This is a genomic window from Pseudomonas sp. 9AZ (genome assembly GCF_902506525.1).
Classification (GTDB): domain Bacteria; phylum Pseudomonadota; class Gammaproteobacteria; order Pseudomonadales; family Pseudomonadaceae; genus Aquipseudomonas; species Aquipseudomonas peli.
On the sequence record NZ_LR733840.1, the window covers coordinates 234,252 to 258,956 of the forward strand.

25 protein-coding genes are annotated in these 24,705 nt (G+C 58.6%); 8 read left to right on the forward strand and 17 right to left on the reverse strand.

The genetic code is table 11. The features are described from left to right. Positions 1-10 precede the first annotated feature (10 nt). Genes ALTER154_RS01225 through ALTER154_RS01235 form a run of 3 tightly spaced genes read right to left on the reverse strand, consistent with a single transcriptional unit; the run spans position 11 to position 3,226 of the window. Complete coding sequence (locus tag ALTER154_RS01225) at positions 11-1,255, reverse strand: lipoprotein-releasing ABC transporter permease subunit (protein WP_160084919.1); 1,245 nt, start codon at positions 1,253-1,255, stop codon at positions 11-13. Further along, positions 1,255-1,938 (reverse strand): lipoprotein-releasing ABC transporter ATP-binding protein LolD, encoded by a 684-nt coding sequence (gene lolD / locus ALTER154_RS01230; RefSeq protein WP_167144197.1) that lies wholly within the window; start codon positions 1,936-1,938, stop codon positions 1,255-1,257. The genes ALTER154_RS01225 and lolD overlap by 1 nt, the downstream gene beginning before the upstream one ends. 37 nt (positions 1,939-1,975) lie before the next feature. Further along, on the reverse strand, positions 1,976-3,226 hold the full coding sequence (locus ALTER154_RS01235) for a lipoprotein-releasing ABC transporter permease subunit (protein ID WP_160084920.1): 1,251 nt from the start codon (positions 3,224-3,226) through the stop codon (positions 1,976-1,978). 94 nt (positions 3,227-3,320) lie between these two features. Here ALTER154_RS01235 and ALTER154_RS01240 point away from each other — a divergent pair, with 94 nt between their 5' ends. The 3 genes from ALTER154_RS01240 to ALTER154_RS01250 are packed head-to-tail and all read left to right on the forward strand — an operon-like array spanning position 3,321 to position 4,930. After that, a complete protein-coding gene (locus tag ALTER154_RS01240) occupies positions 3,321-3,902 on the forward strand; it encodes a PilZ domain-containing protein (RefSeq protein WP_160084921.1) in 582 nt (193 codons plus the stop codon). Positions 3,903-3,914: 12 nt separating this feature from the next. Beyond that, positions 3,915-4,217, forward strand: coding sequence for a phosphodiesterase (locus ALTER154_RS01245; RefSeq protein ID WP_160084922.1), 303 nt, complete (start codon positions 3,915-3,917; stop codon positions 4,215-4,217). After that, positions 4,214-4,930: a glycerophosphodiester phosphodiesterase gene (locus tag ALTER154_RS01250; RefSeq protein ID WP_090248028.1), complete on the forward strand. Its 717-nt coding sequence runs from the start codon at positions 4,214-4,216 to the stop codon at positions 4,928-4,930. Before ALTER154_RS01245 ends, ALTER154_RS01250 begins: the two co-directional genes overlap by 4 nt. A 156-nt stretch (positions 4,931-5,086) precedes the next feature. Here the strand turns inward: ALTER154_RS01250 and sthA are convergent, their stop codons facing one another. The 9 genes from sthA to ALTER154_RS01295 form a co-directional block, all read right to left on the reverse strand. Continuing rightward, positions 5,087-6,481, reverse strand: a complete 1,395-nt coding sequence (gene sthA, locus ALTER154_RS01255) for a Si-specific NAD(P)(+) transhydrogenase (RefSeq protein ID WP_090248029.1) — start codon at positions 6,479-6,481, stop codon at positions 5,087-5,089. A gap of 123 nt (positions 6,482-6,604) precedes the next feature. Next, positions 6,605-6,832, reverse strand: coding sequence for a (Na+)-NQR maturation NqrM (gene nqrM, locus ALTER154_RS01260; RefSeq protein ID WP_160084923.1), 228 nt, complete (start codon positions 6,830-6,832; stop codon positions 6,605-6,607). Beyond that, on the reverse strand, positions 6,829-7,854 hold the full coding sequence (locus tag ALTER154_RS01265; protein ID WP_178126321.1) for an FAD:protein FMN transferase: 1,026 nt from the start codon (positions 7,852-7,854) through the stop codon (positions 6,829-6,831). The genes nqrM and ALTER154_RS01265 overlap by 4 nt, the downstream gene beginning before the upstream one ends. Positions 7,855-7,856: 2 nt before the next feature. After that, the gene (gene nqrF, locus ALTER154_RS01270) at positions 7,857-9,083 is read right to left on the reverse strand and encodes an NADH:ubiquinone reductase (Na(+)-transporting) subunit F (RefSeq protein WP_160084924.1); all 1,227 of its coding nucleotides are present in this window, start codon (positions 9,081-9,083) and stop codon (positions 7,857-7,859) included. Between the two features lie 15 nt (positions 9,084-9,098). Beyond that, positions 9,099-9,707 carry an NADH:ubiquinone reductase (Na(+)-transporting) subunit E gene (gene nqrE, locus ALTER154_RS01275; protein ID WP_090248035.1) on the reverse strand — a complete coding sequence of 203 codons (609 nt, stop codon included), beginning with the start codon at positions 9,705-9,707 and terminating at the stop codon, positions 9,099-9,101. Beyond that, positions 9,707-10,381 carry an NADH:ubiquinone reductase (Na(+)-transporting) subunit D gene (locus ALTER154_RS01280; protein ID WP_178126322.1) on the reverse strand — a complete coding sequence of 225 codons (675 nt, stop codon included), beginning with the start codon at positions 10,379-10,381 and terminating at the stop codon, positions 9,707-9,709. The genes nqrE and ALTER154_RS01280 overlap by 1 nt, the downstream gene beginning before the upstream one ends. After that, entirely contained in the window at positions 10,378-11,166 is a 789-nt protein-coding gene (locus ALTER154_RS01285; RefSeq protein ID WP_160084926.1) for a Na(+)-translocating NADH-quinone reductase subunit C, read from the reverse strand. The genes ALTER154_RS01280 and ALTER154_RS01285 overlap by 4 nt, the downstream gene beginning before the upstream one ends. After that, entirely contained in the window at positions 11,159-12,370 is a 1,212-nt protein-coding gene (locus ALTER154_RS01290; RefSeq protein ID WP_160084927.1) for an NADH:ubiquinone reductase (Na(+)-transporting) subunit B, read from the reverse strand. Before ALTER154_RS01290 ends, ALTER154_RS01285 begins: the two co-directional genes overlap by 8 nt. Before the next feature lie 3 nt (positions 12,371-12,373). Then, positions 12,374-13,711: a Na(+)-translocating NADH-quinone reductase subunit A gene (locus ALTER154_RS01295; protein ID WP_160084928.1), complete on the reverse strand. Its 1,338-nt coding sequence runs from the start codon at positions 13,709-13,711 to the stop codon at positions 12,374-12,376. Between the two features lie 273 nt (positions 13,712-13,984). Between ALTER154_RS01295 and ALTER154_RS01300 the strand changes: the two genes are divergently transcribed. Beyond that, on the forward strand, positions 13,985-14,545 hold the full coding sequence (locus tag ALTER154_RS01300) for a chalcone isomerase family protein (protein WP_160084929.1): 561 nt from the start codon (positions 13,985-13,987) through the stop codon (positions 14,543-14,545). 62 nt (positions 14,546-14,607) lie between these two features. On the opposite strand, the gene ALTER154_RS01305 is transcribed toward ALTER154_RS01300, so the two are convergent. Continuing rightward, positions 14,608-16,074: a glyceraldehyde-3-phosphate dehydrogenase gene (locus ALTER154_RS01305; protein WP_160084930.1), complete on the reverse strand. Its 1,467-nt coding sequence runs from the start codon at positions 16,072-16,074 to the stop codon at positions 14,608-14,610. Between the two features lie 131 nt (positions 16,075-16,205). Here ALTER154_RS01305 and mfd point away from each other — a divergent pair, with 131 nt between their 5' ends. Then, positions 16,206-19,643 (forward strand): transcription-repair coupling factor, encoded by a 3,438-nt coding sequence (mfd, locus tag ALTER154_RS01310; RefSeq protein WP_160084931.1) that lies wholly within the window; start codon positions 16,206-16,208, stop codon positions 19,641-19,643. Between the two features lie 11 nt (positions 19,644-19,654). Further along, positions 19,655-20,194 (forward strand): CsiV family protein, encoded by a 540-nt coding sequence (locus ALTER154_RS01315; protein ID WP_160084932.1) that lies wholly within the window; start codon positions 19,655-19,657, stop codon positions 20,192-20,194. A 62-nt stretch (positions 20,195-20,256) separates the two neighbouring features. Here the strand turns inward: ALTER154_RS01315 and ALTER154_RS01320 are convergent, their stop codons facing one another. Genes ALTER154_RS01320 through ALTER154_RS01335 form a run of 4 tightly spaced genes read right to left on the reverse strand, consistent with a single transcriptional unit; the run spans position 20,257 to position 23,304 of the window. After that, on the reverse strand, positions 20,257-20,994 hold the full coding sequence (locus ALTER154_RS01320) for an S-methyl-5'-thioinosine phosphorylase (RefSeq protein ID WP_160084933.1): 738 nt from the start codon (positions 20,992-20,994) through the stop codon (positions 20,257-20,259). 10 nt (positions 20,995-21,004) lie between these two features. Beyond that, the gene (gene nagZ / locus ALTER154_RS01325) at positions 21,005-22,003 is read right to left on the reverse strand and encodes a beta-N-acetylhexosaminidase (RefSeq protein WP_178126323.1); all 999 of its coding nucleotides are present in this window, start codon (positions 22,001-22,003) and stop codon (positions 21,005-21,007) included. 21 nt (positions 22,004-22,024) lie between these two features. After that, positions 22,025-22,549, reverse strand: a complete 525-nt coding sequence (locus tag ALTER154_RS01330; RefSeq protein WP_160084935.1) for a L,D-transpeptidase — start codon at positions 22,547-22,549, stop codon at positions 22,025-22,027. Between the two features lie 47 nt (positions 22,550-22,596). Next, positions 22,597-23,304, reverse strand: a complete 708-nt coding sequence (locus ALTER154_RS01335) for a TetR/AcrR family transcriptional regulator (RefSeq protein ID WP_090248055.1) — start codon at positions 23,302-23,304, stop codon at positions 22,597-22,599. Between the two features lie 272 nt (positions 23,305-23,576). Between ALTER154_RS01335 and lexA the strand changes: the two genes are divergently transcribed. Both lexA and sulA read left to right on the forward strand, forming a co-directional pair. Then, a complete protein-coding gene (lexA, locus tag ALTER154_RS01340) occupies positions 23,577-24,188 on the forward strand; it encodes a transcriptional repressor LexA (protein WP_160084936.1) in 612 nt (203 codons plus the stop codon). 10 nt (positions 24,189-24,198) lie between these two features. Then, positions 24,199-24,675 (forward strand): SOS-induced cell division inhibitor SulA, encoded by a 477-nt coding sequence (sulA, locus tag ALTER154_RS01345; RefSeq protein ID WP_160084937.1) that lies wholly within the window; start codon positions 24,199-24,201, stop codon positions 24,673-24,675. The last annotated feature ends 30 nt before the right edge of the window (positions 24,676-24,705 follow it).

Below are 24,705 nucleotides of genomic sequence, written 5' to 3' on the forward strand. Positions count from 1 at the left end.
CCAGCGTAGCTTATTCGTAACGCAACGCCTCAGCAGGTTGAATGCGCGATGCTCGCCAAGATGGGTAAACGGTAGCCAGAAAGCTCAGGCTGAACGCTGCACCGCAGATCAACAGCACATCAGACAGCAGCAACTCAGACGGCAGGTTGCTGATGAAATACACATCCGAACTCATCACCTGCTGACCGCTCAAGCGCTCGATCCAGCCCACCAACTGGCTGACATTCAGCGCCGCGAGAATCCCCAGCACCGCGCCAATCACAGTACCGATCACGCCAATCACCGTACCTTGCACCATAAAGACGCCCATGATCTGAGCCGGCGTCGCGCCCAAGGTGCGCAGAATGGCGATATCTGCGCCCTTGTCTGCCACCACCATGATAAGCGTCGCAATGATATTGAAGGCCGCCACTGCAACGATCAGCAGCAGCAACAGGCCGATCATGGTCTTCTCCATCTTCATTGCACTGAACAGGCTGCCCTGGGTCAGGGTCCAGTCCGCTGAGCTGTAACCCGCGCCCAGCTCACCGACAATCTGCGCGGCTACTTGCGGCGCCTGATACAGATCCTGCAGTTTCAGCCGTACGCTTTGCACCTGACCCGGCTGCATGCGCTGGATGTGCGCCGCATCGGCAACGTGAATCAGCGCCAGCGAGCTGTCCAGTTCAGCACCCACTTTAAAGATGCCGACCACGTTAAGGCGCTGCATACGCGGGCTTATACCACCCGGCACAGTGCTTAGCTCCGGCACGATCAGCGCCAGCTTGTCGCCCACCCGCAGCTGAAAGCGCCGTGCGGTAATCTCACCCAACACCACGCCAAACTCACCTTCACGCAGGTCGCTCAGACGGCCTTGCTGCATATGCTTGTCGATGATCGACACTTGCGGTTCCAGCGCCGGATCGATGCCATGTAACTGCACAGGCTGCATCGCTCCGCGTACCGAAAACATGCCTTCGAGCTCGGCAAACGGCACTGCCGCGACTACTTGCGGATTGTTCTTCGCGGCTGCAGCGACCTGCTGCCAGTTATCCAGCGGCTGCGTCCCGGCGATGCTGGCGTGCGGCACCATACCGAGGATGCGCGTGCTCATTTCCTTCTGGAAACCGTTCATCACCGACAGCACCACGATCATGGCCAATACACCCAAGGCCAGGCCGATCATCGAAGTCATCGAGATAAAGGAAATAAAGTGATTGCGCCGCTTGGCCCCGGTATAGCGGATACCGATAAAGATACTCAGCGGACGAAACATCAGGCGGCCACCAGCTTGCCGTCTTCCAGACGCAGAATGCGGTCCATCTGCTGGGCCAGCGCCATGTCGTGTGTCACCACCAAAAAGGCGGTCTGCGACGAGCTGCTCAGCTCCTTCATCAGATCCTGAATGCCTTGCGCGGTGTGATGATCAAGGTTGCCGGTGGGCTCATCGAGCAGTACCAGACCCGGCTGATTGACCAGCGCGCGGGCGATGGCCACACGCTGACGCTCGCCACCGGAAAGCTCAGACGGCTTGTGCGCCAGGCGATGACCAAGGCCAACCCGTTCCAACAGCGCGGTGGCACGCTGGCGCGCTTCGCTGATCGGCGTGCGGCCAATCAGCAGAGGCATGCACACGTTTTCCAGCGCGGTAAATTCCGGCAGCAGGTGGTGGAACTGGTAAACGAAACCCAGGGCGCGGTTACGCAGCAGGCCGCGCTGCTTTTCATTCAGCGCCGACAACTCCTCGCCCGCCAGCCAGACGCTGCCAGTGCTCGGCGTATCCAGGCCACCTAGCATATTCAGCAAGGTGCTCTTGCCCGAGCCGGAGCTGCCGACAATCGCCACGCGCTCGCCGGGGTGCAGTTCCAGCTGCAAATCATGCAGCACCACCACTGATTGCGGGCCCTCGTCGTAGCTTTTACCGAGGTTGCGACAACTCAACACTGCACGATCTTGCATAACCGAATCACTCATAACCTGATCATTCATAACCTGATCACTCATAACGTAGCGCCTCCGCAGGCTGGGTACGCGCTGCGCGCCAGGCCGGATACAGGGTGGCGAAGAAACTTAGAATCAACGCCGCGCCACAGACCAGCAGCACGTCCGCCAGCATCAGCTGCGAGGGCAGGTAGTCAATGAAATACACATCGGCATTGAGAAACTTGATCCCCAACAATCCTTCCAACGCAGCAATCGCACTGCTGATATTCAAAGCGGCAAGGCAGCCCAGCACCGCGCCAATCGCCGTGCCGAATACGCCGATCACCGTGCCCTGGACCATAAAGATCGCCATGATCTGCCGTGGCGTCGCGCCCAGGGTACGCAGAATAGCGATATCGCCCTTCTTGTCGGTAACCACCATGACCAGGGTGGAAATGATGTTGAACGCAGCGACCGCAACGATCAGCAACAGCAGCAGGCCAATCATCGCCTTCTCCATGCGGATCGCCTGGTACAGGTTGCCGTGGGTACGGGTCCAGTCGCGGGCATAGTAGTCACCCTCACCCAAGGTTTGCGCCAATGCCCAAGCGGTGCGTGGAGCTTCAAATAGATCAGCGAACTTCAGACGAATACCCTGCACTTGATCGGCCTGCCAGCGCTGCAAGCGCGCCAGATCCTGCACATGGGTCAGGGCCAGGTGACCGTCGATCTCGCCGGCGCCGACATGGAAAATACCAACCACGGTAAACCGCTTGAGGCGCGGAAACATGCCGGCTGGAGTAACAGTGACTTCCGGGGCAACAAAGGTGACCTTGTCGCCCAGACCAACACCGAGCTTGGCCGCGGCCTTGTCGCCCAGCACCATGCCGAATTGACCGGGCTGCAACGCCTCCAGGCGACCCTGCTGAAAAAAGTTGCCGATGATCGAGACCTTGGCTTCTTCCTGCGGATCGACCGCATTGATCAGCACTTTCTGCACTTTGCCATCGTTGGTCAGCAGGCCCTGCATCTGGCTGAAGGGGGCAACCGCCAGCACTTGCGGGTTGCGCTGCGCCTGATCGGCCAGGCTGCGCCAGTCCTTGATCGGTGTGGCGCTCTCAACCGTGGCGTGCGGCACCATGCCGAGCACGCGGGTGCGCATTTCATGGTCGAAGCCGTTCATCACCGACAACACCAGAATCATCACCAGCACGCCAAGTGCCAGCCCGATCATCGAGGTCAGGGAAATAAAGGATACGAAGTGGTTGCGACGCTTGGCCCGCGTGTAGCGCGTGCCGATAAATACGAACAGAGGTCTGAACATGTCGGGGCTGATTCGAGGGAAAAAGAAACGTCCTTGTGGCGGGGCTTGGCGAGCAGCCTTACACTCTGACCACTACTGCTGCCATGGGTTCGCCATGCCGACTCAAGATGAAGATGATCGCCGCGAATACTATCGTATCGACGATACGATCGCACTGGAATTCACCCTACTCTCAGGCGCCGAAGCCCTGGCCAGTGACGAGCTTCACGACAACTCGCCATTGTTCAACCTGCTCAGCGACCTGCACCTGATGGACTTCGAGTCGCAGCACCTGCTGCGGCACATCACCGAACGCGATCGCACCCTGGCCAACTACCTCAAGGCGATGAACAAGCGCATCGACTTGCTCGGTCAGGCCGTGGCGCAGAGCCTGCTGCGCGACATTGGTACGCCGCGCAGGGTCAGTCTGTCCGAGGGCGGTGTCAGCTTCAATAACCCTCAACCGGTCGCTGCCGGCGCGCACCTGGCGCTGAAAATGGTGCTGATGCCGCAAGCCCTGGGGCTGCTGTTGCGGGCCAAGGTGGTGCATTGCCAAGCATTGCCCTCACAGCAATTTGAGATTGGTGCAGAATTCGAGGCCCTGACCGATGCCCAGCGCCAGCTACTTGCCCGGCATATTCTGCAGCGCCAGGCCCTGGAGCGTCGCCAGGCCCGCGAGCAACCTCTGCAACCCTGATAGCGAGCCACCATGCACCGTCTGTTTCTGCTTTTCGCCCTGCTCCTGCCTCTCGGCACTTACGCCGATACCCTGCAAATTCCTATCGGCCAGCAAGGTGGCGGCATACTAAAGCTGCCGCAGTTCGGCGAATCACAACGCGCGGTGCTCGAGCGTTTCGGCCTGGCCGATGAAGAACATCCTAGCGTTGGTAACCCACCGATCACCCGCTGGGATTACCGCGAATTCAGCGTCTACTTCGAGCACAAACACGTGATCAACAGCGTGCGTCATCATCAGCCCGGCGCAACCCTGCCCGACAAGGAGCAACAGTGACAGTCATCTATGGACATCGCGGCGCCAAAGGCGAGGTGCCGGAAAATACCCTGGCCAGCTTCCAGCAATGCCTCAAGCACGGCGTGCGCCGCTGCGAACTGGACCTGCACCTGTCGCGCGATGGCGAGCTGATGGTGATTCACGACCCAACCCTCAAGCGCACCACCGGCCACCGCGGCAAGGTCGTTGAGCATGATGCGGCCGAGCTGGTGACTTACGACGCACGCAGAGGCGGCCCTGGCGCCGTTACGCCATGCCCGATCCCGCGACTGGAAGAGCTGTTCCAGCACTGTGATTTCGAGCACTGGCAACTGGAAGTCAAAAGCGCCTCGAAGGTTCGCTCCGCGCGTATGGTCAAGGCGATTGCCGAATTGGCCGAGCGCTACCAGCTGACGGACAAAGTCACCGTAACCTCCAGCTCCCGCGAAGTGCTCGGCGCCCTGCAACGCCTGACGCCGCACCTGCAACGTGGCCTGGTCGCAGAATACGCCTGGCTCGACCCATTGAAAGTGGCCAAGCACTACGGCTGTCACCTGCTCGCGCTGAACTGGACGCTGTGCACCCCGGAACGCCTGCTCAAAGCGCAGAAAGCCGGCTTGCACGTCTCGGTGTGGACGGTCAACGAACCGGCCCTGATGCGCCGCCTGGCAGACTTCGGCGTGGACAGCATCATCACCGACTTTCCCGGCCTGGCCGTGGCGACCCTGGAATAACCTCCCGAATAGCCCCGCTACAGAAACGAAAAACCGGCCGCAAGGGCCGGTTTTTCGTTAAGCCTGATCAGAAACTTTCGCGATTAGGCCAACGCCAGTCGCTGGAGTCGCTGAACGGGTTCTCCCCGGCCGGCTCAGGCCACCGGCCGGAGCCGCTCAAAAAAGCCGGTTGAGGCCGTCGAACGCCGCCACCCGGTAGGCTTCCGCCATGGTCGGGTAGTTGAAGGTGGTGTTGACGAAATACTTGATGGTATTGGCTTCACCCTTCTGGTTCATGATCGCCTGGCCGATATGCACAATCTCAGAGGCCTGGTAGCCGAAGCAATGCACGCCGAGCACTTCCAGGGTTTCACGGTGGAACAGCAGCTTGAGCATGCCCACCGGCTCATGGGAAATCTGCGCACGGGCCATACCTTTGAAAAACGCCTTACCGACTTCATAAGGGATCTTTGCCTGGGTCAGCTCGCGCTCGTTCTTACCAATCGAACTGATTTCCGGAATGGTATAGATGCCGGTTGGTACGTCATCAACGAAGCGCCAGCTGCCATTATCGACGATGCTGCCCGCAGCCGAACGGCCCTGGTCGGCGGCCGCACTGGCCAAACTCGGCCAGCCAATCACGTCGCCCGCCGCGTAGACATTCGACACCTGGGTACGGTAATTCTGATCAACCTCGATCTGGCCACGGCTATTGACCTTGATGCCAATATTTTCCAGACCTAGCTGATCGGTATTGCCAGTACGGCCGTTGCACCAGAGGAAGGCGTCGGCTTTGATCTTCTTACCGGACTTGAGGTGCAGGATGACCCCGTTATCCAGCCCTTCGACACTTTCGTACTCTTCATTGTGGCGAATGAGCACATTGTTAGTACGCAGGTGGTAACTCAGCGCATCGGAGATTTCCGCATCAAGGAAACTCAGCAGTTGATCGCGGTTGTCGATCAAGTCGACCAATACGCCTAAGCCACTGAAGATAGAAGCGTACTCAGAGCCGATTACACCCGCTCCGTAAATGATGATGCGCCGCGGGGTATGACCCAGGCTGAGAATGGTGTCGCTGTCGTAGATGCGCGAATGATTAAAGTCCACGTCCAGTGGGCGGTATGGACGAGAGCCGGTAGCAATGACGATCTGCTTGGCCACCAGTTTTTCCACCACGCCATTGGCGCACACCACTTCAATGGTGTGCTCATCAGCAAAGCTGCCGGTGCCGAAGAACACATCAATACGGTTACGGGCGTAGTAACCAGTGCGCGAACTGACCTGTTTGGCGATGACCCGCTCGGCACTTTTCAGCACATCCGGAAAGGAGAACCAACGCGGCTCACCGATCTGACGGAACATCGGATTGGTGTTGAACTGCATGATCTGCCGCACCGAATGACGCAGTGCCTTGGACGGGATAGTGCCCAAGTGGGTGCAGTTACCGCCAACCTCGCGGCGGCTGTCGACCACGGCTACCTTACGCCCAGCCTTGGCTGCGTTCATTGCCGCGCCTTCACCCGCAGGGCCGGAACCCAGCACCACTACGTCGTAGTTGTAGACCGCCATGTTTACTCCTTCAGATCACACCGGAGCACTTATACCGTGCTCTCGGCAGGGCCAGCACTGCACGCGCAGCCTGACAATCAATACGTTCACTGCAGCCTAGCTTGTTCGCGGGGCACAGGACGTTTAGCGTTTGGTCGCGTCGTAAGCCAGGGCTTCGGTTTTGCCTTGTGGCTCGCTGTTGATCTCTTCGCACTTCTCACGGCTGCCACCACAGATTGAGCACTCTTTCTCAATACCCAAATTGGCAATACCGCCGCATGAGCCGGCGATGGGCTTACGCCCCATGATCACACCCACGGCCATCATGCCCACTACCAGCACCATGACCAGAAACACCACTAAAAACGTCATTGCTCGTCTCCTGCAGCGAATAGCTGCTCGAAAGCCTGAGTTGTCTGTGTGACGAAAGCGTCACCATCACGGGTCACGAAAAACGCTGCAATCCCCATGCGCTCAGCAAATGCCAGGCCACGCTCAGTGCCCATCACCATTAGCACTGTAGACAAGCCATCGGCACGCAAGGTCGATTTGTCCACCACGGTTACCGCTGCAAGCTTGTGGGTGATAGGCGCACCGGTCAACGGATCGAGTGTGTGCGAGTAGCGCTGCCCCTCTTCCTCGAAGTAATTGCGGTAATCACCTGAGGTAGAAATGCCGTAGCCATCGACCGCCAGCACCCGCTGTGCGACACGCTGGCCGTCCTGCGGGGCCTCCAGGCCAATGCGCCAAGGCTGACCGTCGGGCTTTTTACCCGCGGCCTTAAGCTCACCGGTTACCTCAACCATATAACTGGTCACGCCCAGTTCAGTGAAGCGCTGCACAAGCTTGTCCACCGCATAACCGGCAGCAATGCTGTTGAAGTCGACCTGGACATCAACCTCTTTGCACAGCTGCTGCCCGTCACGACGCAGATGCTGCATGCCCACCCGCGCACGCGCGGCGACCAATTGCTCAGAGGTCGGCACCTTTTCGGCGCGCGCCTTAGGACCGAAACCCCACAGATCGAGCAACGGCTCCAGGGTCAGGTCGAGTGCACCCTGACTTTGCTCATGCAGCAGGCGTCCGGCGTCGACCAGCTCCAGCACCCCGTCCGGCATGGTCTGACAAGTACCCGCTGGGGTCTGGTTGAATTGCTCGATTGCGGAATCATCGCGATAGGTCGACATCTGCACGTCAACCTCAGCCAGGATGGCGTCGGTCTCGCGCTTGAGTGACTCAACGCTCGGTGAATCCTTGCTGCGCACATATTTGACGGTGTAGGTGCTGCCCATGGTCGGGCCGCCAAACTCTTCTACACGCTCTGAAAACCAACAGCCCGTTAGGGCTGTCAGCAAGCTGACAGCGATAACGGGCCGCAGTAGCACATGGCTCATCATTAACCGCCGAAGTCGTCGAGCAGGATGTTCTCCTCCTCCACACCCAGATCGATCAACATCTTGATCACGGCGGCGTTCATCATGGGCGGGCCGCACATGTAGAACTCGCACTCTTCCGGAGCCGGGTGGTCCTTGAGGTAGTTCTCGTACAGCACGTTGTGGATAAAGCCCTTGAGCCCCGTCCAGTTGTCTTCCGGCAACGGATCAGACAGCGCCAGATGCCACTTGAAGTTGGGATTCTCGGCCTGCAGCTGATCGTATTCTTCAACGTAGAAGGCTTCACGCATGGAGCGCGCGCCGTACCAGAAGCTGATCTTGCGGGTCGATTTCAAGCGCTTGAGCTGATCGAAGATGTGCGAACGCATCGGTGCCATACCGGCACCACCACCGATGAAGACCATCTCGGCGTCGGTGTCTTTGGCGAAGAACTCACCAAACGGGCCGTACACATCAATCTTGTCGCCCGGCTTGAGGCTGAATACGTAGGAACTCATCTTGCCCGGTGGCAGATCGTCTTTACCCGGTGGCGGCGACGCAATACGGATATTGAACTTCACCAGACCCACTTCTTCCGGGTAGTTGGCCATGGAGTAGGCACGGATCACGGTCTCTTCGACCTTGGACACATACTTCCACTGGTTAAACTTGTCCCAGTCGCCGCGGTACTCTTCCTGAATATCGAAGTCCTTGTAATGCACTTCGTGCGGCGGACATTCCAGCTGCACATAGCCACCGGCGCGGAAATCGACGCTTTCACCTTCCGGCAATTTCAGCGTCAGCTCCTTGATGAAGGTGGCCACGTTGGGGTTGGACTCAACGGTGCACTCCCACTTCTTCACGCCAAACACTTCTTCCGGCACTTCGATTTTCATGTCCTGCTTGACCGGAGTCTGGCAAGACAAACGCCAGCCAGCCTTGGCTTCGCGACGAGTGAAAGCAGCCTCTTCGGTTGGCAACATTTCACCGCCGCCGTGCTCGACCACACACTTGCACTGGGCGCAGGTACCGCCGCCGCCGCATGCCGAAGACAGGAAAATATTGTTGGCCGCCAGGGTCTGCAGCAACTTGCCACCCGCAGGAACCACAATGGTTTTTTCGCCGTTGATCTCGATGCTCACGTCACCGCTGGAAACCAGCTTGGCGCGCGCCGCGAGAATAACCAGCACCAGCGCCAGCACGATGCCGGTGAACATGCCGATGGCGATAAGGATCTCTAAATTGATCATCTATGCATCCCTTCCTTACAACTGCACGCCGGAGAAGGACATAAAGCCCAGAGACATCAGACCGATGGTAATAAAGGTGATACCCAGGCCCTGCAGGCCGTCTGGCACATCGCTGTATTTGAGCTTTTCGCGAATACCTGCCAGCGCAGCAATCGCCAGCGCCCACGACAGGCCGGAACCAAAGCCATACACGGTACTTTCAGCCAGGTTGTAGTCACGTTCAACCATGAACAGGGTGCCGCCCATGATGGCGCAGTTCACCGTGATCAGCGGCAGGAAAACCCCCAGGGCGTTGTAGAGGCTGGGTACATACTTATCCAGCAACATCTCGAGGATCTGCACGATGGCCGCGATCACCCCGATATAGCTGAGCAGCCCGAGGAAGCTCAGGTCCACTTCTGGCAAACCGGCCCAGGCCAGGGCGCCATCTTTCAGCAGGTAGGTGTAGATCAGGTTGTTCGCTGGCACGGTGATGACCTGCACCACGATGACCGCGATGCCCAGGCCAATCGCGGTCTCGACTTTCTTCGAGATCGCAATAAAGGTGCACATGCCGAGGAAGAAGGCCAATGCCATGTTCTCAACGAACACCGCCTTGGCCAGCAAGCTGAGGTAATGCTCCATTAGTAAGCCTCCTTATTCGAGACCTGCGGAGCCATCTTGAAGCTTGGCTTCTCCAGCTGATCTTTTTTCCAGCTACGCAGCGCCCAGATGAACAAGCCGATCAGGAAGAACGCCGAAGGCGGCAGCAGCAGCATACCGTTAGGCTGGTACCAGCCACCGTCGTTGATCACCGGAATGATCTCGTAGCCCATCAGTTTGCCCGCGCCGAACAGCTCACGAACAATGCCCAGCACGATCAGCATGGCGCTGTAGCCGAGGCCGTTACCGATGCCGTCGAAGAACGACAACACCGGCGGGTTCTGCATGGCAAAGGCTTCAGCACGGCCCATCACGATGCAGTTGGTGATGATCAGACCGACGAATACCGACAGCTGTTTGGAGAGGCTGAAGGCAAAGGCCTTGAGCACCTGATCGACCACGATCACCAGGGAAGCAATGATCACCATCTGCACGATCATACGGATGGAAGTGGGAATCTGGCTGCGAATCATCGAGATAAACAGGTTGGAGAACCCGGTTACCAGGGTCAGAGCAATCGACATTACCAGTGCGGTTTTCAGGTTCGAGGTCACCGCCAGAGCGGAACAAATACCCAGAATCTGCAAACCAATCGGGTTGTTGTTGAAAATCGGGTTGAGCAGAACTTCTTTAATAGTCGGCTGCGACATGATCAAGCCTCCCCTTTTTGCAGATTGGCGAGGAACTGGGCGAAGCCGTTCTCTCCCAGCCAGAAGTGCAGCAAGTTATTCACACCATTGCTGGTCAGGGTTGCACCCGCCAGGCCATCAACCTGGTGAGTCGCCTGCGCGCTCTGCGCATCGACGTTACCCTTGATGATCTGAATGGCCAGCTCGCCCTTGTCATCAAACAAGGTTTTGCCCAGCCACAGGCTTTTCCACTTCGGGTTATCCACTTCGCCGCCCAGACCAGGGGTTTCAGCATGCTGGTAGAAACCGAAGCCAGCCACCGTATTCAGATCGCCCTGCAGTGCCATAAAGCCGTGCAGCGTTGACCACAGGCCATAGCCGCGCACAGGCAGAATGACCGTTTCCAGCTTGCCATCCTGCTCCACCAGGTAAACCGTGGTGAAACGCTCACGGCGTTTGATCGAAGCGATATCGTCCGAGCCAGACAGCGCGGCTGACAGCTTAGGATCTTTGGACGCTTTCAGAGGGTCGAACGTAGCCGGGTTCTGCGCATCGCTAAAGGTGCCAGTGTCAAGATCGACAATGCGCGCACTGATGCGTTCGGCGAACAACGCCTTGACCTGCGCACTGCTCATGCTGGCATCGCCTAGACCAGCAATCGCCAGAATGCTGCGCTGCTTATCCAGCTGACGGTTTTCCACTTGAGTCGGTTTCAGCGCAATGGCGGCACCGGCAACAAACACCGAACACACCAGGCAGACCAACAGGGCCACCACCAACGTGCGGACGGTGGATTCTTTTTGACTAGACATTGCGTGCCAGCCTCCGCTTGATATTGGCTTGAACGACAAAGTGGTCGATCAGCGGTGCAAACAGGTTGGCGAACAGGATCGCCAGCATCATGCCTTCCGGGAACGCTGGGTTGACCACACGGATCATCACCACCATCACCCCGATCAGGGCACCGAAGATCCACTTACCGGTATTGGTCATGGACGCCGACACCGGATCGGTGGCCATAAAGAACATACCGAAAGCAAAACCACCGACTACCAGGTGCCAGTACCACGGCATAGCAAACATGGGGTTGGTGTTCGAACCGAGCACATTGAGCAGCAGGCTGAAGCCGATCATGCCCAGCATTACGCCGGTCACAATGCGCCAGGAGGCAATCTTGGTAATCAGCAGAATGCCGCCACCAATCAGAATCGCCAGGGTGCTGGTCTCACCCATGGAACCGTGAATGGTCCCTAAGAACGCATCCATCCAGGAGATGCCGTTGCTCACCACATTCTCAATGCCGCCAGCAGCCGCAAGGCTCAGCGAGGTTGCGCCAGCGAAACCGTCAACCGCGGTCCAAACTGCATCACCGGACATCTGCGCCGGATAGGCGAAGAACAGGAAGGCACGGCCAGTCAGCGCCGGGTTCAGGAAGTTCTTGCCGGTACCGCCAAACACTTCCTTGCCGATCACCACACCGAAGCTGATACCCAGAGCGACCTGCCACAGCGGAATGCTCGGCGGAAGAATCAGGGCGAACAGCACGGAGGTGACGAAGAAACCTTCGTTGACTTCATGCTTGCGGATCGACGCGAATAGCACTTCCCAGAAGCCGCCGACGATGAACGCCGTGGCATACACAGGCAGGAAATACGCCGCGCCCTGGATAAAGTTATCCCATAGGCTGTTGGGATCAAACCCAGCCAGTGAACCGATCAGTGCAAAGCGCCAGCCTTCCTGGACTGCCAGCAGTTCAGGGCTGTTCGCGAAAATCAGGTTGGCTTGATAACCGGTGTTCCACATCCCGAAAAACATCATCGGGAAGGTACACAACCACACAGTGATCATCATGCGTTTAAGGTCGATGCCGTCACGCACGTGGGCGGTGGTCTTGGTTACGCTGCCAGGGCGATAGAAGAAGGTGTCAATGGCCTCGTACAGCGCATAAAAGCTCTCGTACTTGCCACCTTTTTCGAAGTTGTGCTCGATTTTATCGAGGAATGCACGGATACCCATGACTTAACCCTCCTTCTCAATACGGGCGAGGTTATCGCGCAGGATCGGGCCGTACTCGTACTTGCCGGCACATACGTAGGTGCATAGCGCCAAGTCTTCTTCGTCGAGCTCCAAGCAACCCAGTTTCTGGGCCATCTCGGTGTCACCGACAATCAGGTAGCGCAGCAATTGAGTTGGCAGGATATCCAGCGGCATTACGGCTTCGTAATTGCCCACCGGTACCATGGCGCGTGGGCTGCCATTGGTGGTGGTGGAGAACGCGAACTTCTTCGCTGCACTCAGCTTGGACACAAAGATGTTCAACACCGAATGCTTGTTCACCCCGGCACGCAGGTAATGCATCAGCTCACGCTCATGCCCTTCGGCCAGACAAGACACTTGCAGGTGATAACGACCAAGGAAGGCAAAAGCACCCTGCGCAGTACGGCCACCCAGCACTGAGCCGGAAATAACCCGGTTGAACCCAGGCTGCAGCTGACCGGCAGTCAGCTCGCTGAGGCTCGCGCCCAAACGGGTACGCAGCAAGCGTGGCTGCTCGACCACTGGACCGGCCAGCGCAACAACGCGCTCGGTCCACAGCTGTCCTGTGGTGAACAGTTTGCCGATGGCAATCACGTCCTGGTAATTGATCGACCAGACACTCTTGGTGGCGTTGACCGGATCCAGGAAGTGAATATGCGTACCCGGCAAGCCTGCAGGGTGTGGGCCGGCAAAGGCTTCAGTGTGCACATTACCCAACTGCTCGCCAGGCAGGCTCGCACCCTCGGCTTTGCACAGAAACACCTTGGCCAGGTTACTCAGCACCTGCAAACCATGGGTAAAGTCAGCGGCGTACTCGGCAATCACTACAGCCGGGTCAGCGGCCAGCGGATGAGTATCAATGGCCGTGACGAAAATCGAACTGGGTTTCGCATCAGCAGCCGGCACCTTGCTGAAGGGACGTGCACGCAGCGCAGTCCACAAACCCGATTGCAGCAGCACTTCGCGCACTTTGGCATCGCCAACAGTCGCCAGCTGATCCACTGCTACCTGATCAAAGGTGATGTGCTCATCGCCCTCGACATCAATCACCACGGACTGCAGCACCCGCTTCTCACCGCGATGAATGGCGCTGATCACGCCTGCAGCTGGAGCGGTGTATTGCACGCCTGGCGACTTTTTGTCCGAGAACAGTACCTGGCCAAGCTTGACCCGGTCACCGACCTGAACCTCCATCGAAGGCTTCATACCGTGATAATCGAAGCCTATGACGGCGACGCTGCGCACCGGCCTTGCAGCCTCAATGCGCTGCGCCGGCACGCCTGTTATGGGCAAATCAAGCCCATGTTTTATTTTGATCATAGGTTTGCCTAACCACTGATTTATAAGCTTTTTTAGAATACGGACGACACCAACGCAGAAAAATGCGGCGCAACGCCAAATAACGCATTAGGCGCTGGACAGGATGTCGGTCGCGGGAAAAAATCTGGTCGATTATAAGTCGCACCTTCGGCCACTGGCCACCCAAGCGCTTGCTTTTATCCGGTTTAACGTAACAGAAGGCAACAGATGGCAACTTGACGGCCAAGCCGCAGCGCGCGACATAAGACTAATAGACCAACCCGGAGCCTTACCATGCGCCTGCTAATTGCGCTTACCACCCTACTGCTGCTCAGCGGCGATGTATTCGCCAACAACCGCGAACGCCTGCAAGAAGCTAACTTCGCCACCACTCACGAACTCGCGCAAAGTAATCTGGAACGCAAAAACCAAAGCGTACTGACCTACCTGTGGGCGGATGTCTACGCTGCAGCCTTCTATGCCCCGACCGAAGCCAGCGCCCGCCAGGCGGTCAGTACGCCGCTAACGCAACGCCTTGAGCTCTATTACTTCCGCAACATCGACAGCCAAGACGTGGTCAAAGCGGCGTGGGTCACCCTTGAGCGCCAACATGACGCTGCCACATTGCAACGCCTACGCCCCGAACTGGATGCCCTGCACGCTACATTCAAGGATATTCAGCCCGGTGATCGCTACGCCCTGAACTTCACTGCCGGCAGCGGCCTCACCTTGGAAATCAACGGCAAAGTCGCCTACACCAGCCTGAACCCGGCACTGGCCAGGGCCTATCTGGGCATATGGCTCTCGCCCGACGGCCTGTCGGATGAATTGCGCACCAGCCTGCTGGCTGATTAAAGCGCCACACGGCGCGCAATAAAAAACGGGAGCCGAAGCTCCCGTTTTTATTCACCCTGCGCTTAGCGCGGGAAGGCTGGCGGGTTAACCCCGGCCATGTCTTCCATCACTCGTACCACCTGGCAGCTGTAACCGAACTCGTTGTCGTACCACACGTACAGCACAACGCGATTGTCATTGCAGATGGTTGCTTCAGCATCGACTACACCAGCGTGGCGCGAGCCAACGAAGTCAGTGGAGACCACTTCCTGCGACTGGACGAAGTCGATCTGCTTTTGCAGGTCGGAGTGCATGGCCATCTGGCGCAGGTACTCGTTGACTTCTTCGCGGGTGGTGGCTTTCTCAAGGTTGAGGTTGAGAATGGCCATCGATACGTTCGGCGTCGGAACGCGAATGGCGTTGCCGGTCAGCTTGCCTTTCAGCACGGGCAGTGCCTTGGCAGCAGCAGTGGCAGCACCGGTTTCGGTGATTACCATGTTCAGCGGTGCGCTGCGGCCACGGCGATCGCCCTTGTGGAAGTTATCGATCAGGTTCTGGTCGTTGGTGTACGAGTGAACGGTTTCGACGTGACCATTAACGATGCCGTACTGGTCATTGATCGCTTTGAGCACCGGCACGATGGCGTTGGTGGTACAGGAAGCGGCCGAAATGATCTTGTCGTCAGCGGTAATTTCGCCGTGGTTGATGCCGTGCACGATGTTCTTCAGCGCGCCCTTGCCAGGCGCGGTGAGCACTACGCGATCGACACCTGGGCAGGCCAGGTGCTGGCCCAGACCGTCGGCATCACGCCATACACCGGTGTTGTCCACCAGCAGCGCGTTCTTGATGCCATATTGGGTGTAATCCACCTCGGCTGGCGATTTGGCGTAGATCACCTGAATCAGGTTGCCGTTGGCCGTGAGGGTGTTGTTCTCTTCGTCGATGGTGATGGTGCCATCGAACTTGCCGTGTACCGAGTCGCGGCGCAGCAGACTGGCGCGCTTGACCAGGTCATTGGTCGCGCCTTTACGCACAACAATGGCGCGCAGACGCAGGCCGTCGCCGCCACCGGTTTTCTCAATCAGGATGCGCGCCAGCAGACGGCCGATACGACCGAAGCCATACAGCACAACGTCAGTGCCTTCACGGGCTTCGCTGTTCTGCTTGCCGGCTACTTCCACCAGTTCATCTTTGGCGAACTGCTCGATGCTACGGCCTTGGCCTTCAACCTTGAACTTGCTGACCATCTTGCCCAGGTCAACAGAGGCAGCACCCAGCTTAAGCTCGCTCATGGCCTTGAGCACCTGGAAGGTGTCGTGCACCGACAGCTCGCTGTCACCGGTCAGGCGGTGACGAGCGAAGCGATGGGCCTTGAGAATGTCGATCACCGAACGGTTGATCAGACCACGGCCGTAGATCGAGGTGACCACGTTGTTGTTACGGTAGAGTTGGCCAATCATCGGAATCATCGCTTCCGCAAGGGCTTCTCGATCGATCCACTCACCGAGACACTGGTCGGGCTTCTGAGTCACGGGCAGTACCTTCCACATGTAGGGGCTGAAAAAAGGGGCTACATTATGACGGCGCACGCGTGCTTGAGCAATGCACGGCTGTCGTAACTGACACCACACATAAACGCCCGCTACAATCGGCGACCTTGTGTCCTGACCGTGAGCCGCCCGTGCCTGTACTGCGTCTACCGTCCCTGCCGGCCACTGCCGGCAAACAACACTGGGGCAACCTGCCCGGTGCCGCGCTGAGCCTGGCAATTGCCGAAGCCGCCAGCAATGCTAAACGCTTCACCCTGCTGCTGACTGCCGACAGCCAGAGTGCCGAGCGCCTGCAAGAGGAGCTGAGTTTTTTCGCTCCGCAGTTGCCGGTGTTGCATTTTCCCGATTGGGAAACCCTGCCCTACGACCTGTTCTCACCGCACCAGGACATCATTTCCCAGCGGATTGCAGCGCTCTATCGCCTGCCGGAGCTCAAGCACGGCGTATTGGTAGTGCCGATCACCACCGCCCTACACCGCCTAGCGCCGAAACGCTTTCTGCTTGGCAGTAGCCTGGTCATGCAAGTCGGCCAGCAGCTCGACGTCAACCAAATGCGTGGCAACCTCGAAGCCGCCGGCTACCGCTGCGTTGACACGGTGTATGAACACGGCGAGTTTGCTGTGCGCGGCGCACTGATTGACCTGTTCCCAATGGGCAGCAGCCAGCCGTACCGCATCGATCTGTTCGATGATGAAATTGAAACCCTGCGCACCTTCGACCCGGAAACCCAGCGCTCAATCGACAAGGTTGATTCAATCAAGCTGTTGCCAGCACGCGAATTCCCGCTGGAAAAGAAAGCCGTCACCGATTTCCGCGGGCGTTTTCGCGAACGCTTCGATGTAGATTTCCGCCGCTGCCCCATCTACCAGGACCTCAGCACAGGCATCACACCGGCCGGTATCGAGTACTACCTGCCGCTGTTCTTTGAAGAGACCGCCACCCTCTTCGACTACCTACCGGCCGACACCCAGGTATTTTCCCTACCCGGCATCGAAAAAGCCGCTGAACAGTTTTGGGTGGATGCACGCAGCCGCTACGAAGATCGCCGCGTCGATCCGGAACGCCCACTGCTGCCGCCGGCGGATATCTTCCTCCCGGTGGAAGACTGCTTCGCCCGCCTGAAAAACTGGCCGCGCGTGGTGGTCAGCCAGGACGACATCGAAGAAGGCGTCGGCCGCACCCGCTTCGACGCCAACCCACTTCCCGACCTGGCAATCCAGGCCAAGGCCGGTGAGCCGCTGGCAGCACTGCGGCGCTTTATCGAGGAATACCCCGGCCGCGTGCTGTTCTGTGCCGAGTCTGCCGGACGACGCGAAGTGCTGCTGGAACTCCTTGCACGCCTCAAGCTCAAGCCGAACGAATTCGAGAGCTGGCCGGCGTTCACAGCCAGCAAGCAGCGCCTCGGTATCTGCATCGCCCCGCTGGATGACGGTCTGCTGCTTGAAAACCTCGCCCTGGTAGCCGAAAGCCCCTTGTTCGGTCAGCGCGTTATGCAACGCCGGCGCCGCGAAAAATCGCGTGATGGCGGCGACAACGTCATTAAAAACCTCACCGAACTACGCGAAGGCGCACCCGTGGTGCACATCGACCATGGCGTCGGCCGTTACCTGGGCCTGGTGACCATGGAATTCGACGGCCAGGCCGCCGAATTCCTCGCCCTGATGTACGCCGAGGAAGCCAAACTCTACGTCCCGGTCGCCAGCCTGCACCTGATTGCCCGCTACACCGGCAGCGATGATGCCCTTGCCCCACTGCACCGCCTCGGCTCGGAAACCTGGCAGAAAGCCAAACGCAAGGCCGCCGAACAGGTGCGCGATGTCGCCGCTGAACTACTCGACATCTATGCGCGCCGCGCTGCGCGTGAAGGCTATGCCTTTGCCGACCCGAAGGCCGATTACGCCACCTTCAGCGCCGGCTTCCCCTTCGAGGAAACACCTGACCAGCAAGCCGCCATTGAAGCCGTCTACAGCGACATGCTCACTGCGAAACCGATGGACCGCCTGGTGTGCGGCGATGTCGGCTTCGGTAAGACTGAAGTGGCCATGCGCGCCGCGTTCATTGCCGTACATGGTGGCAAACAGGTAGCCGTGCTGGTGCCCACGACCCTGCTCGCCCAGCAGCACTACAACAGCTTCCGCGACCGCTTCGCCGATTGGCCGGTCAAAGTCGAGGTGATGAGCCGCTTCAAGAGCGCCAAAGATGTCAGTGACGCGATGCAGCAACTGGCAGAAGGCAAAGTGGATATCGTCATCGGCACCCACAAACTGCTGCAGGACGACGTCAAGTTCAGCAACCTGGGGCTGGTGATCATCGACGAAGAGCACCGCTTCGGTGTCCGCCAAAAAGAACAGCTGAAAACCCTGCGCAGCGAGGTGGATATCCTCACCCTCACTGCCACGCCCATTCCACGGACGCTGAACATGGCCGTGGCGGGCATGCGTGATCTGTCGATCATCGCCACGCCGCCGGCACGGCGCCTGTCGGTTCGCACCTTCGTCATGGAGCAGAACAATCCGACGATTAAAGAAGCCCTGCTGCGCGAACTGCTGCGTGGCGGCCAGGTGTACTACCTGCACAACGATGTGAAAACCATCGAGAAGTGCGCCGCCGACCTGGCTGAACTGGTGCCCGAGGCGCGTATCGGCATCGGCCACGGGCAAATGCGCGAGCGCGAGCTGGAACAGGTGATGGGCGACTTCTACCACAAGCGCTTCAACGTGCTGATCGCCTCGACCATCATCGAAACCGGGATCGACGTGCCGAGCGCCAACACCATCATCATTGAGCGCGCTGACAAGTTCGGCCTGGCCCAGCTGCACCAGTTGCGCGGTCGTGTTGGCCGCAGCCACCACCAGGCCTATGCCTACCTGCTGACTCCACCACGCAAACAGATGACCGACGACGCGCAGAAGCGCTTGGAGGCCATCAGTAACGCCCAAGACCTTGGCGCCGGCTTCGTCCTGGCCACCCATGACCTGGAAATCCGTGGCGCCGGTGAGCTGCTCGGCGACGGCCAGAGCGGTCAGATCCAAGCGGTCGGTTTCACCCTGTATATGGAAATGCTCGAACGCGCAGTGAAGTCCATCCGCAAAGGTGAGCAACCCAACCTCGACCAACCGCTTGGCGGCGGCCCTGAGATCAACCTGCGCGTGCCGGCATTGATCCCCGACGACTACCTGCCTGACGTACACGCACGACTGATCATGTACAAACGCATTGCCAACGCCGCTGACGAGGATGGCCTGAAAGAGCTGCAGGTGGAGATGATCGACCGCTTCGGCCTGCTGCCGGAGCCGACCAAGAACTTGGTACGCATCACCCTGCTGAAATTACAGGCAGAAAAGCTTGGCATCAAAAAAGTCGACGCGGGCCCGCAAGGTGGCCGCATCGAATTTACTGCCGACACCTGCGTCGACCCACTGACGCTGATCAAGCTGATTCAGGGTGCACCGAACCGCTACAAGTTCGAAGGTGCGACGCTGTTTAAATTCCAGGTGCCGATGGAGCGCCCGGAAGAACGATTTAACACACTCGAAGCGCTGTTCGAGCGCCTGACTCCCTCTACATAAAGGATTACCCCATGCGCGCACTCCGCAACTTGGCCCTGCTGCCGCTCATTCTACTGAGCCTGCTCAATAGCACTGCCGCCCTGGCTGAAAGCCTCTACCAGGTTGAAGTCATCGTATTCCGCCAGGCCGCCACGCCGATTTCCGCCGGCCAATTGCCACCCGATAACTGGGCACAGAATGCGCTGCCAGTAGACGGTAGCAACAGTCGCACACCCGCATTGAATGCCGAAGCCGGCAAACTCAACCCGTCGAACGGCTATGAGGTCTTGCTGCACAAAGCTTGGGCCCAAAGCCTGGGTGAATCGATCAGCCGCGTCGCTATCAGCGCCGGCGATGAACAGTTCGGTCACTTCCCGATCGAAGGCACCATCGGCCTCAAAGGTGGCCGCGTGATCGAACTAGAGAGCGACATCTGGGTTAATCAGATCGACACCAGTGGCACCATCGCGGACAGCGAACGCATCAAACAAAGCAGTCGCCTGACCAGCGGCGAATTAACCTTTGTGGATAATGGCAGCCTGGGCATGCTGATTCGCGTCAGCCCGCTCTGAACAGTCAGGCACAAAAAAGGGCCGCATTATGCGGCCCTTTTTTGTGAATGCAGGGTGACCAGCTAACTGGTCAGCACCCTTGCTAGCACGGCCTTGACCGTCCCCATCCCCTCTTCCAGGGCGCGCTCGATTTCCGCCATGGTGATCAGCGCACGGGACTTGCCAGCGGCCGGGTTTACCACCAGCGCCAGGCAGGCGTAGGGCAAAGCCAGCTCACGGGCCAGTACCGCTTCCGGCATTCCCGTCATGCCGACAATGTCGCAACCATCGCGCTCCATTCGTGCGATTTCCGCAGCGGTTTCCAGGCGCGGGCCCTGGGTACAGCCGTACAGCCCATGATTGCTGAACGCACAGTGTTCGGCAGTCAGTGCATTGGCCAGCTTGGTGCGCAGCCCAGCGTCATAGGGATGGCTGAAATCCACATGGGTGACATGTTCCAGCTCGCCCTCAAAATAGGTGTGCTCACGCCCGTAGGTGTAATCGATGATCTGGTGCGGCAGGCAGAAGTGCCCGGTGCCCATGGCCGAGTGAATTCCGCCCACCGCATTCACGGCGATGATGGCCTTAGCCCCCGCCTCACGCAGCGCCCAGAGGTTAGCGCGGTAGTTAACCTGATGCGGCGGGATGCGGTGCGGATGCCCGTGACGTGCGAGGAACAACACCTCGCGGCCGGCATAATCGCCCTTGAGCACCGCCGCAGAGGGCGCGCCATAGGGCGTATCGATATGCAGCGCGGCCTTGATGGTCAGCCCGTCCAGCTTGGTCAGTCCCGTACCGCCGATAATCGCGTAAACCGTCATCCCTAACTCCTCAGTCGATTAATTGCGCATCACGCAGACTGCCCAGCGCAGCCAACCAACGCGGGTTCTGCCGGTACTCAACCCCAGGAAAGGCTTGCCGGCGCATGCGCGCCAAGCCTTGCGGCGGTTCAACCTTGAGACGTTGTAGGGCACTCAAGGCCAGCTCTGCCGCTGCCCGGTCATTACATACAAGGCCCATGTCGCAACCAGCAGTCAGCGCCGCCTCAATACGGCAAGCCGCATCACCCACCACATGGGCACCGGCCATCGACAGGTCGTCGCTGAAAATCACCCCATCAAAGGCCAGCTCGCCACGCAAAATATCTTGCAGCCAGCGCCGCGAAAAACCGGCAGGCTGGCTGTCCACTTGAGGGTAGATCACATGGGCTGGCATCACCGCAGCCAACTGCTGACTCAACTGGGCAAAAGGCTGTAAATCGACTGCACGAATCTGCTCCAGGCTGCGCTCATCCACTGGGATGGCCACATGGGAATCCGCCTCGGCCCAACCGTGCCCGGGGAAATGCTTGCCGGTGGCGGCCATGCCTGCGGCGTTCATCCCGCGAATAAAAGCGCCGGCCAGCAAAGTCGCACGCTGCGCATCACGTTCAAAAGAACGGCTGCCCACCACAGCGCTGCGCTGATGATCAAGATCCAGCACCGGTGCAAAACTCAGGTCCAGCCCTGCAGCCAGCACTTCGGTCGCCATAACCCAACCGCATTGCTCAGCCAGGTGCTCGGCATTGGGGTTATCAGCCAGCGCACGCATCGCCGGTAAGCGCACAAAACCCTGACGCAGTCGCTGCACGCGACCACCTTCCTGATCCACCGCCAGCAACAGGTCCGGACGAACCGCGCGAATGGCAGCAGACAGCTCGTGCACCTGGCGCGGGTCTTCAATATTGCGGGCAAACAGAATCAACCCGGCCACCTGCGGCTGACGCAGGATCTGGCGATCTTCCGCGGTCAGCCAGGTGCCGGCGATATCCAGCATCAATGAACCTTGCATGGGTGAACTCACAACTCTTCCTTAAATAAGAGGCGCCGCTGCCCACTCGGGGCAGGCGGCCTCGTCAATCTGTACCGCACATTGAACAGGGACACGCGCAAAGAGTTCCAACAGATCGCTGTTGCGCAGGCGCACACAGCCATGCGACAGCGCAACGCCCATAGGCTCGCTGTCCGGCGTACCGTGTATGTAGATATAGCGGCGAAAGGTATCGACAGCGCCCAGACGATTGCGCCCAGGCTCACAGCCGCTCAGCCAGAGAATGCGTGTGAGGATCCAGTCGCGACCAGGAAATTGTGCATGCAACTCCGGCGACCAGACCTCACCGGTCCAACGCCGCCCGCGCAATACAGCTGCTATTGGTAAGCCCTCACCAATCTTCGCCCTGACCGTGTGCAAACCACGTGGCGTACAGCCAGACCCGTTACGTTCGCCAGCGCCATTCAGCGCAGTGGATACACTCAGACGCAGCTGCAGCTGACCGTTGGCAAAGCCATACAGGCACTGATCAGCGAGGGAGATATGAAGAAGATCGAGATTCGCCATGGGCGGCTAGCTTAGCGGATCGCCTCCACCAAGCCCACCCATAGCGATCACGCTTTGCTGGGAACAGCAGGCGCTTTAGTACGTGGTTTGAGTTGAGCGCTGGCCAAAGCCTCATCAGCGAGGCCCGTTTCCGAACGCATGCCAGCGGCCAAAAATGGCACCATCAGGCGCATGACCTGCTCAATCGAGGTATTAACCCCAAAATCAGTTTCCGACATGGCCCGCAGGGCTTTGATCCCGGACATGCTGAACGCCGCCGCACCGAGCATAAAATGCACGCGCCAGAACAGTTCAAGCGGTGGGATGCGTGGAGCAGCCTCATGGACCAGCTGCATGTAGCGACGGAAGACCTTGCCGTACACCTCTTCGAGGTACTTGCGCAGGTGTCCTTGGCTCTGGCTAAAGGCCAATCCCAACAGACGCATAAAAATTGAAAGGTCATTACCACTGCGCGGTTTTACAGCCAGCGCCTGCTCAACGAGTAGCTCAAGCAGCTCTTCGAGACTGACCTTGCTATCCGGCTTCGCCTGACGGCGGTCCAGCTCGCGCTCAAGGCTTACACAGAACGGCCCGAGAAACCGCGAGAACACCGCCTGAATCAGGGCTTTCTTTGAGCCAAAGTGGTAGTTCACCGCCGCCAGGTTGACCCCTGCCTTGCTGGTGATCAGGCGCAGCGACGTTTCGGCGAAGCCTTTCTCTGCAAAAAGCTGCTCTGCCGCATCAAGAATGCGTTCAACGGTTTCCGACTGGGCCATGACTCTTTTCATCTGAACAAACACTTGTTTGAAACATACGTTTCAGTCGCCCGCCTTGTCAAGCCGGGCAAACCATCTTGTGGCCGGGTGGTCACAGACATCCGTCAAGGATACGCGCTAACCCTAGCTAGACGCCCCATAAACGGCCTGAGTAACAGTGCACTGCAACAGACGATACGAAGGTCAATTGAGTAGAGATCAGAACACAAGGATTGCCAATCGCCGATCACTGTATATAATCCCAGTCACTGTACAAAAAAACAGAGCCAACCATGCTAAAACTGACGCCGCGCCAAGCTGAAATTCTCGCTTTCATCAAGCAGTGCCTTGAAGACAACGGCTACCCGCCTACCCGAGCGGAAATCGCCTTGAAACTGGGTTTCAAATCCCCCAACGCAGCGGAAGAGCATCTCAAGGCCCTGGCTCGCAAGGGTGCAATCGAGATGACGCCTGGTGCTTCACGCGGCATCCGCATTCCAGGCTTCGAGCCTAATGCTGAAGAGGACGAAGGCTTACCGGTAATTGGTCGCGTTGCGGCAGGTGCGCCGATTCTTGCGCAACAGCATGTTGAAGAGTCCTGCAAGATCAACCCAGACTTCTTCCACCCCAAGGCTGATTACTTGCTGCGTGTACGCGGCATGAGCATGAAGGACATCGGCATATTCGATGGCGATCTGCTGGCCGTACACACCACCCGTGAAGCCCGTAACGGGCAAGTAGTGGTGGCGCGTCTCGATGACGAAGTAACGGTCAAACGTTTCAAGCGTGAAGGCAACAAGGTCTGGCTGATTGCGGAAAATCCGGAGTTCGCGCCGATCGAAGTAAACCTGGAAGAACAGGACCTGATTATTGAAGGCTTGAGCGTCGGCGTTATCCGCCGCTAGTGGAGGATTTATGCAGTTCCCGCAATCACTGAACCGTACACAACTGCCTTTGTTCGATGCATTCCTGGCATCGACAGTGACACCATTATTTGCCGATAGCACTGAGCTAACCTGGCCGGATGATGAAACAGAGGCTTTCAGTGAGCTATCGCTGCGCGGGGCAGCTGGGCACTGCCTGAACCTTCTAGCGCCGATTTTGCGTGAACTTAGTGACAACCACGATGAACGCTGGCTGACCCTCATCGCGCCACCATCAAGCCTGACCCAAGCTTGGCTACGCGACGCGGGCCTGAACCGTGAACGCATCCTGCTGCTGCATCCCCGGGGTACACAAAGCCCGCTCGAACTGGCCCAGCAGGCCCTCATGCTAGGACGCAGCCACACCGTTGTCAGCTGGCTGCATCCACTTGAGCGTCAGGCGCGGCAACAGCTTGAGCAGGCTGCCCGACAGGGAAAGGCGCAAAGCCTAAATATCAGTTTGGGATAATTGGCCTCAGGTCGCACAAGGAGCGTGCGG

Excerpts from the sequence above, each read along its gene's own strand:
- ALTER154_RS01290 (WP_160084927.1), bottom strand. The coding sequence starts at position 12,370 with ATGGGTATCCGTGCATTCCTCGATAAAATCGAGCACAACTTCGAAAAA.
- nqrE (WP_090248035.1), bottom strand. The coding sequence starts at position 9,707 with ATGGAGCATTACCTCAGCTTGCTGGCCAAGGCGGTGTTCGTTGAGAAC.
- ALTER154_RS01295 (WP_160084928.1), bottom strand. The coding sequence starts at position 13,711 with ATGATCAAAATAAAACATGGGCTTGATTTGCCCATAACAGGCGTGCCG.
- ALTER154_RS01225 (WP_160084919.1), bottom strand. The coding sequence starts at position 1,255 with ATGTTTCGTCCGCTGAGTATCTTTATCGGTATCCGCTATACCGGGGCC.
- nagZ (WP_178126323.1), bottom strand. The coding sequence starts at position 22,003 with ATGCAAGGTTCATTGATGCTGGATATCGCCGGCACCTGGCTGACCGCG.
- ALTER154_RS01320 (WP_160084933.1), bottom strand. The coding sequence starts at position 20,994 with ATGACGGTTTACGCGATTATCGGCGGTACGGGACTGACCAAGCTGGAC.
- ALTER154_RS01305 (WP_160084930.1), bottom strand. The coding sequence starts at position 16,074 with ATGTGGAAGGTACTGCCCGTGACTCAGAAGCCCGACCAGTGTCTCGGT.
- nqrM (WP_160084923.1), bottom strand. The coding sequence starts at position 6,832 with ATGACGTTTTTAGTGGTGTTTCTGGTCATGGTGCTGGTAGTGGGCATG.
- sulA (WP_160084937.1), top strand. The coding sequence starts at position 24,199 with ATGCAGTTCCCGCAATCACTGAACCGTACACAACTGCCTTTGTTCGAT.
- ALTER154_RS01235 (WP_160084920.1), bottom strand. The coding sequence starts at position 3,226 with ATGTTCAGACCTCTGTTCGTATTTATCGGCACGCGCTACACGCGGGCC.
- ALTER154_RS01285 (WP_160084926.1), bottom strand. The coding sequence starts at position 11,166 with ATGTCTAGTCAAAAAGAATCCACCGTCCGCACGTTGGTGGTGGCCCTG.
- ALTER154_RS01245 (WP_160084922.1), top strand. The coding sequence starts at position 3,915 with ATGCACCGTCTGTTTCTGCTTTTCGCCCTGCTCCTGCCTCTCGGCACT.
- ALTER154_RS01240 (WP_160084921.1), top strand. The coding sequence starts at position 3,321 with ATGCCGACTCAAGATGAAGATGATCGCCGCGAATACTATCGTATCGAC.
- nqrF (WP_160084924.1), bottom strand. The coding sequence starts at position 9,083 with ATGATCAATTTAGAGATCCTTATCGCCATCGGCATGTTCACCGGCATC.
- lexA (WP_160084936.1), top strand. The coding sequence starts at position 23,577 with ATGCTAAAACTGACGCCGCGCCAAGCTGAAATTCTCGCTTTCATCAAG.
- ALTER154_RS01330 (WP_160084935.1), bottom strand. The coding sequence starts at position 22,549 with ATGGCGAATCTCGATCTTCTTCATATCTCCCTCGCTGATCAGTGCCTG.
- ALTER154_RS01315 (WP_160084932.1), top strand. The coding sequence starts at position 19,655 with ATGCGCGCACTCCGCAACTTGGCCCTGCTGCCGCTCATTCTACTGAGC.
- sthA (WP_090248029.1), bottom strand. The coding sequence starts at position 6,481 with ATGGCGGTCTACAACTACGACGTAGTGGTGCTGGGTTCCGGCCCTGCG.
- ALTER154_RS01265 (WP_178126321.1), bottom strand. The coding sequence starts at position 7,854 with ATGAGCCATGTGCTACTGCGGCCCGTTATCGCTGTCAGCTTGCTGACA.
- lolD (WP_167144197.1), bottom strand. The coding sequence starts at position 1,938 with ATGCAAGATCGTGCAGTGTTGAGTTGTCGCAACCTCGGTAAAAGCTAC.
- ALTER154_RS01335 (WP_090248055.1), bottom strand. The coding sequence starts at position 23,304 with ATGGCCCAGTCGGAAACCGTTGAACGCATTCTTGATGCGGCAGAGCAG.
- ALTER154_RS01300 (WP_160084929.1), top strand. The coding sequence starts at position 13,985 with ATGCGCCTGCTAATTGCGCTTACCACCCTACTGCTGCTCAGCGGCGAT.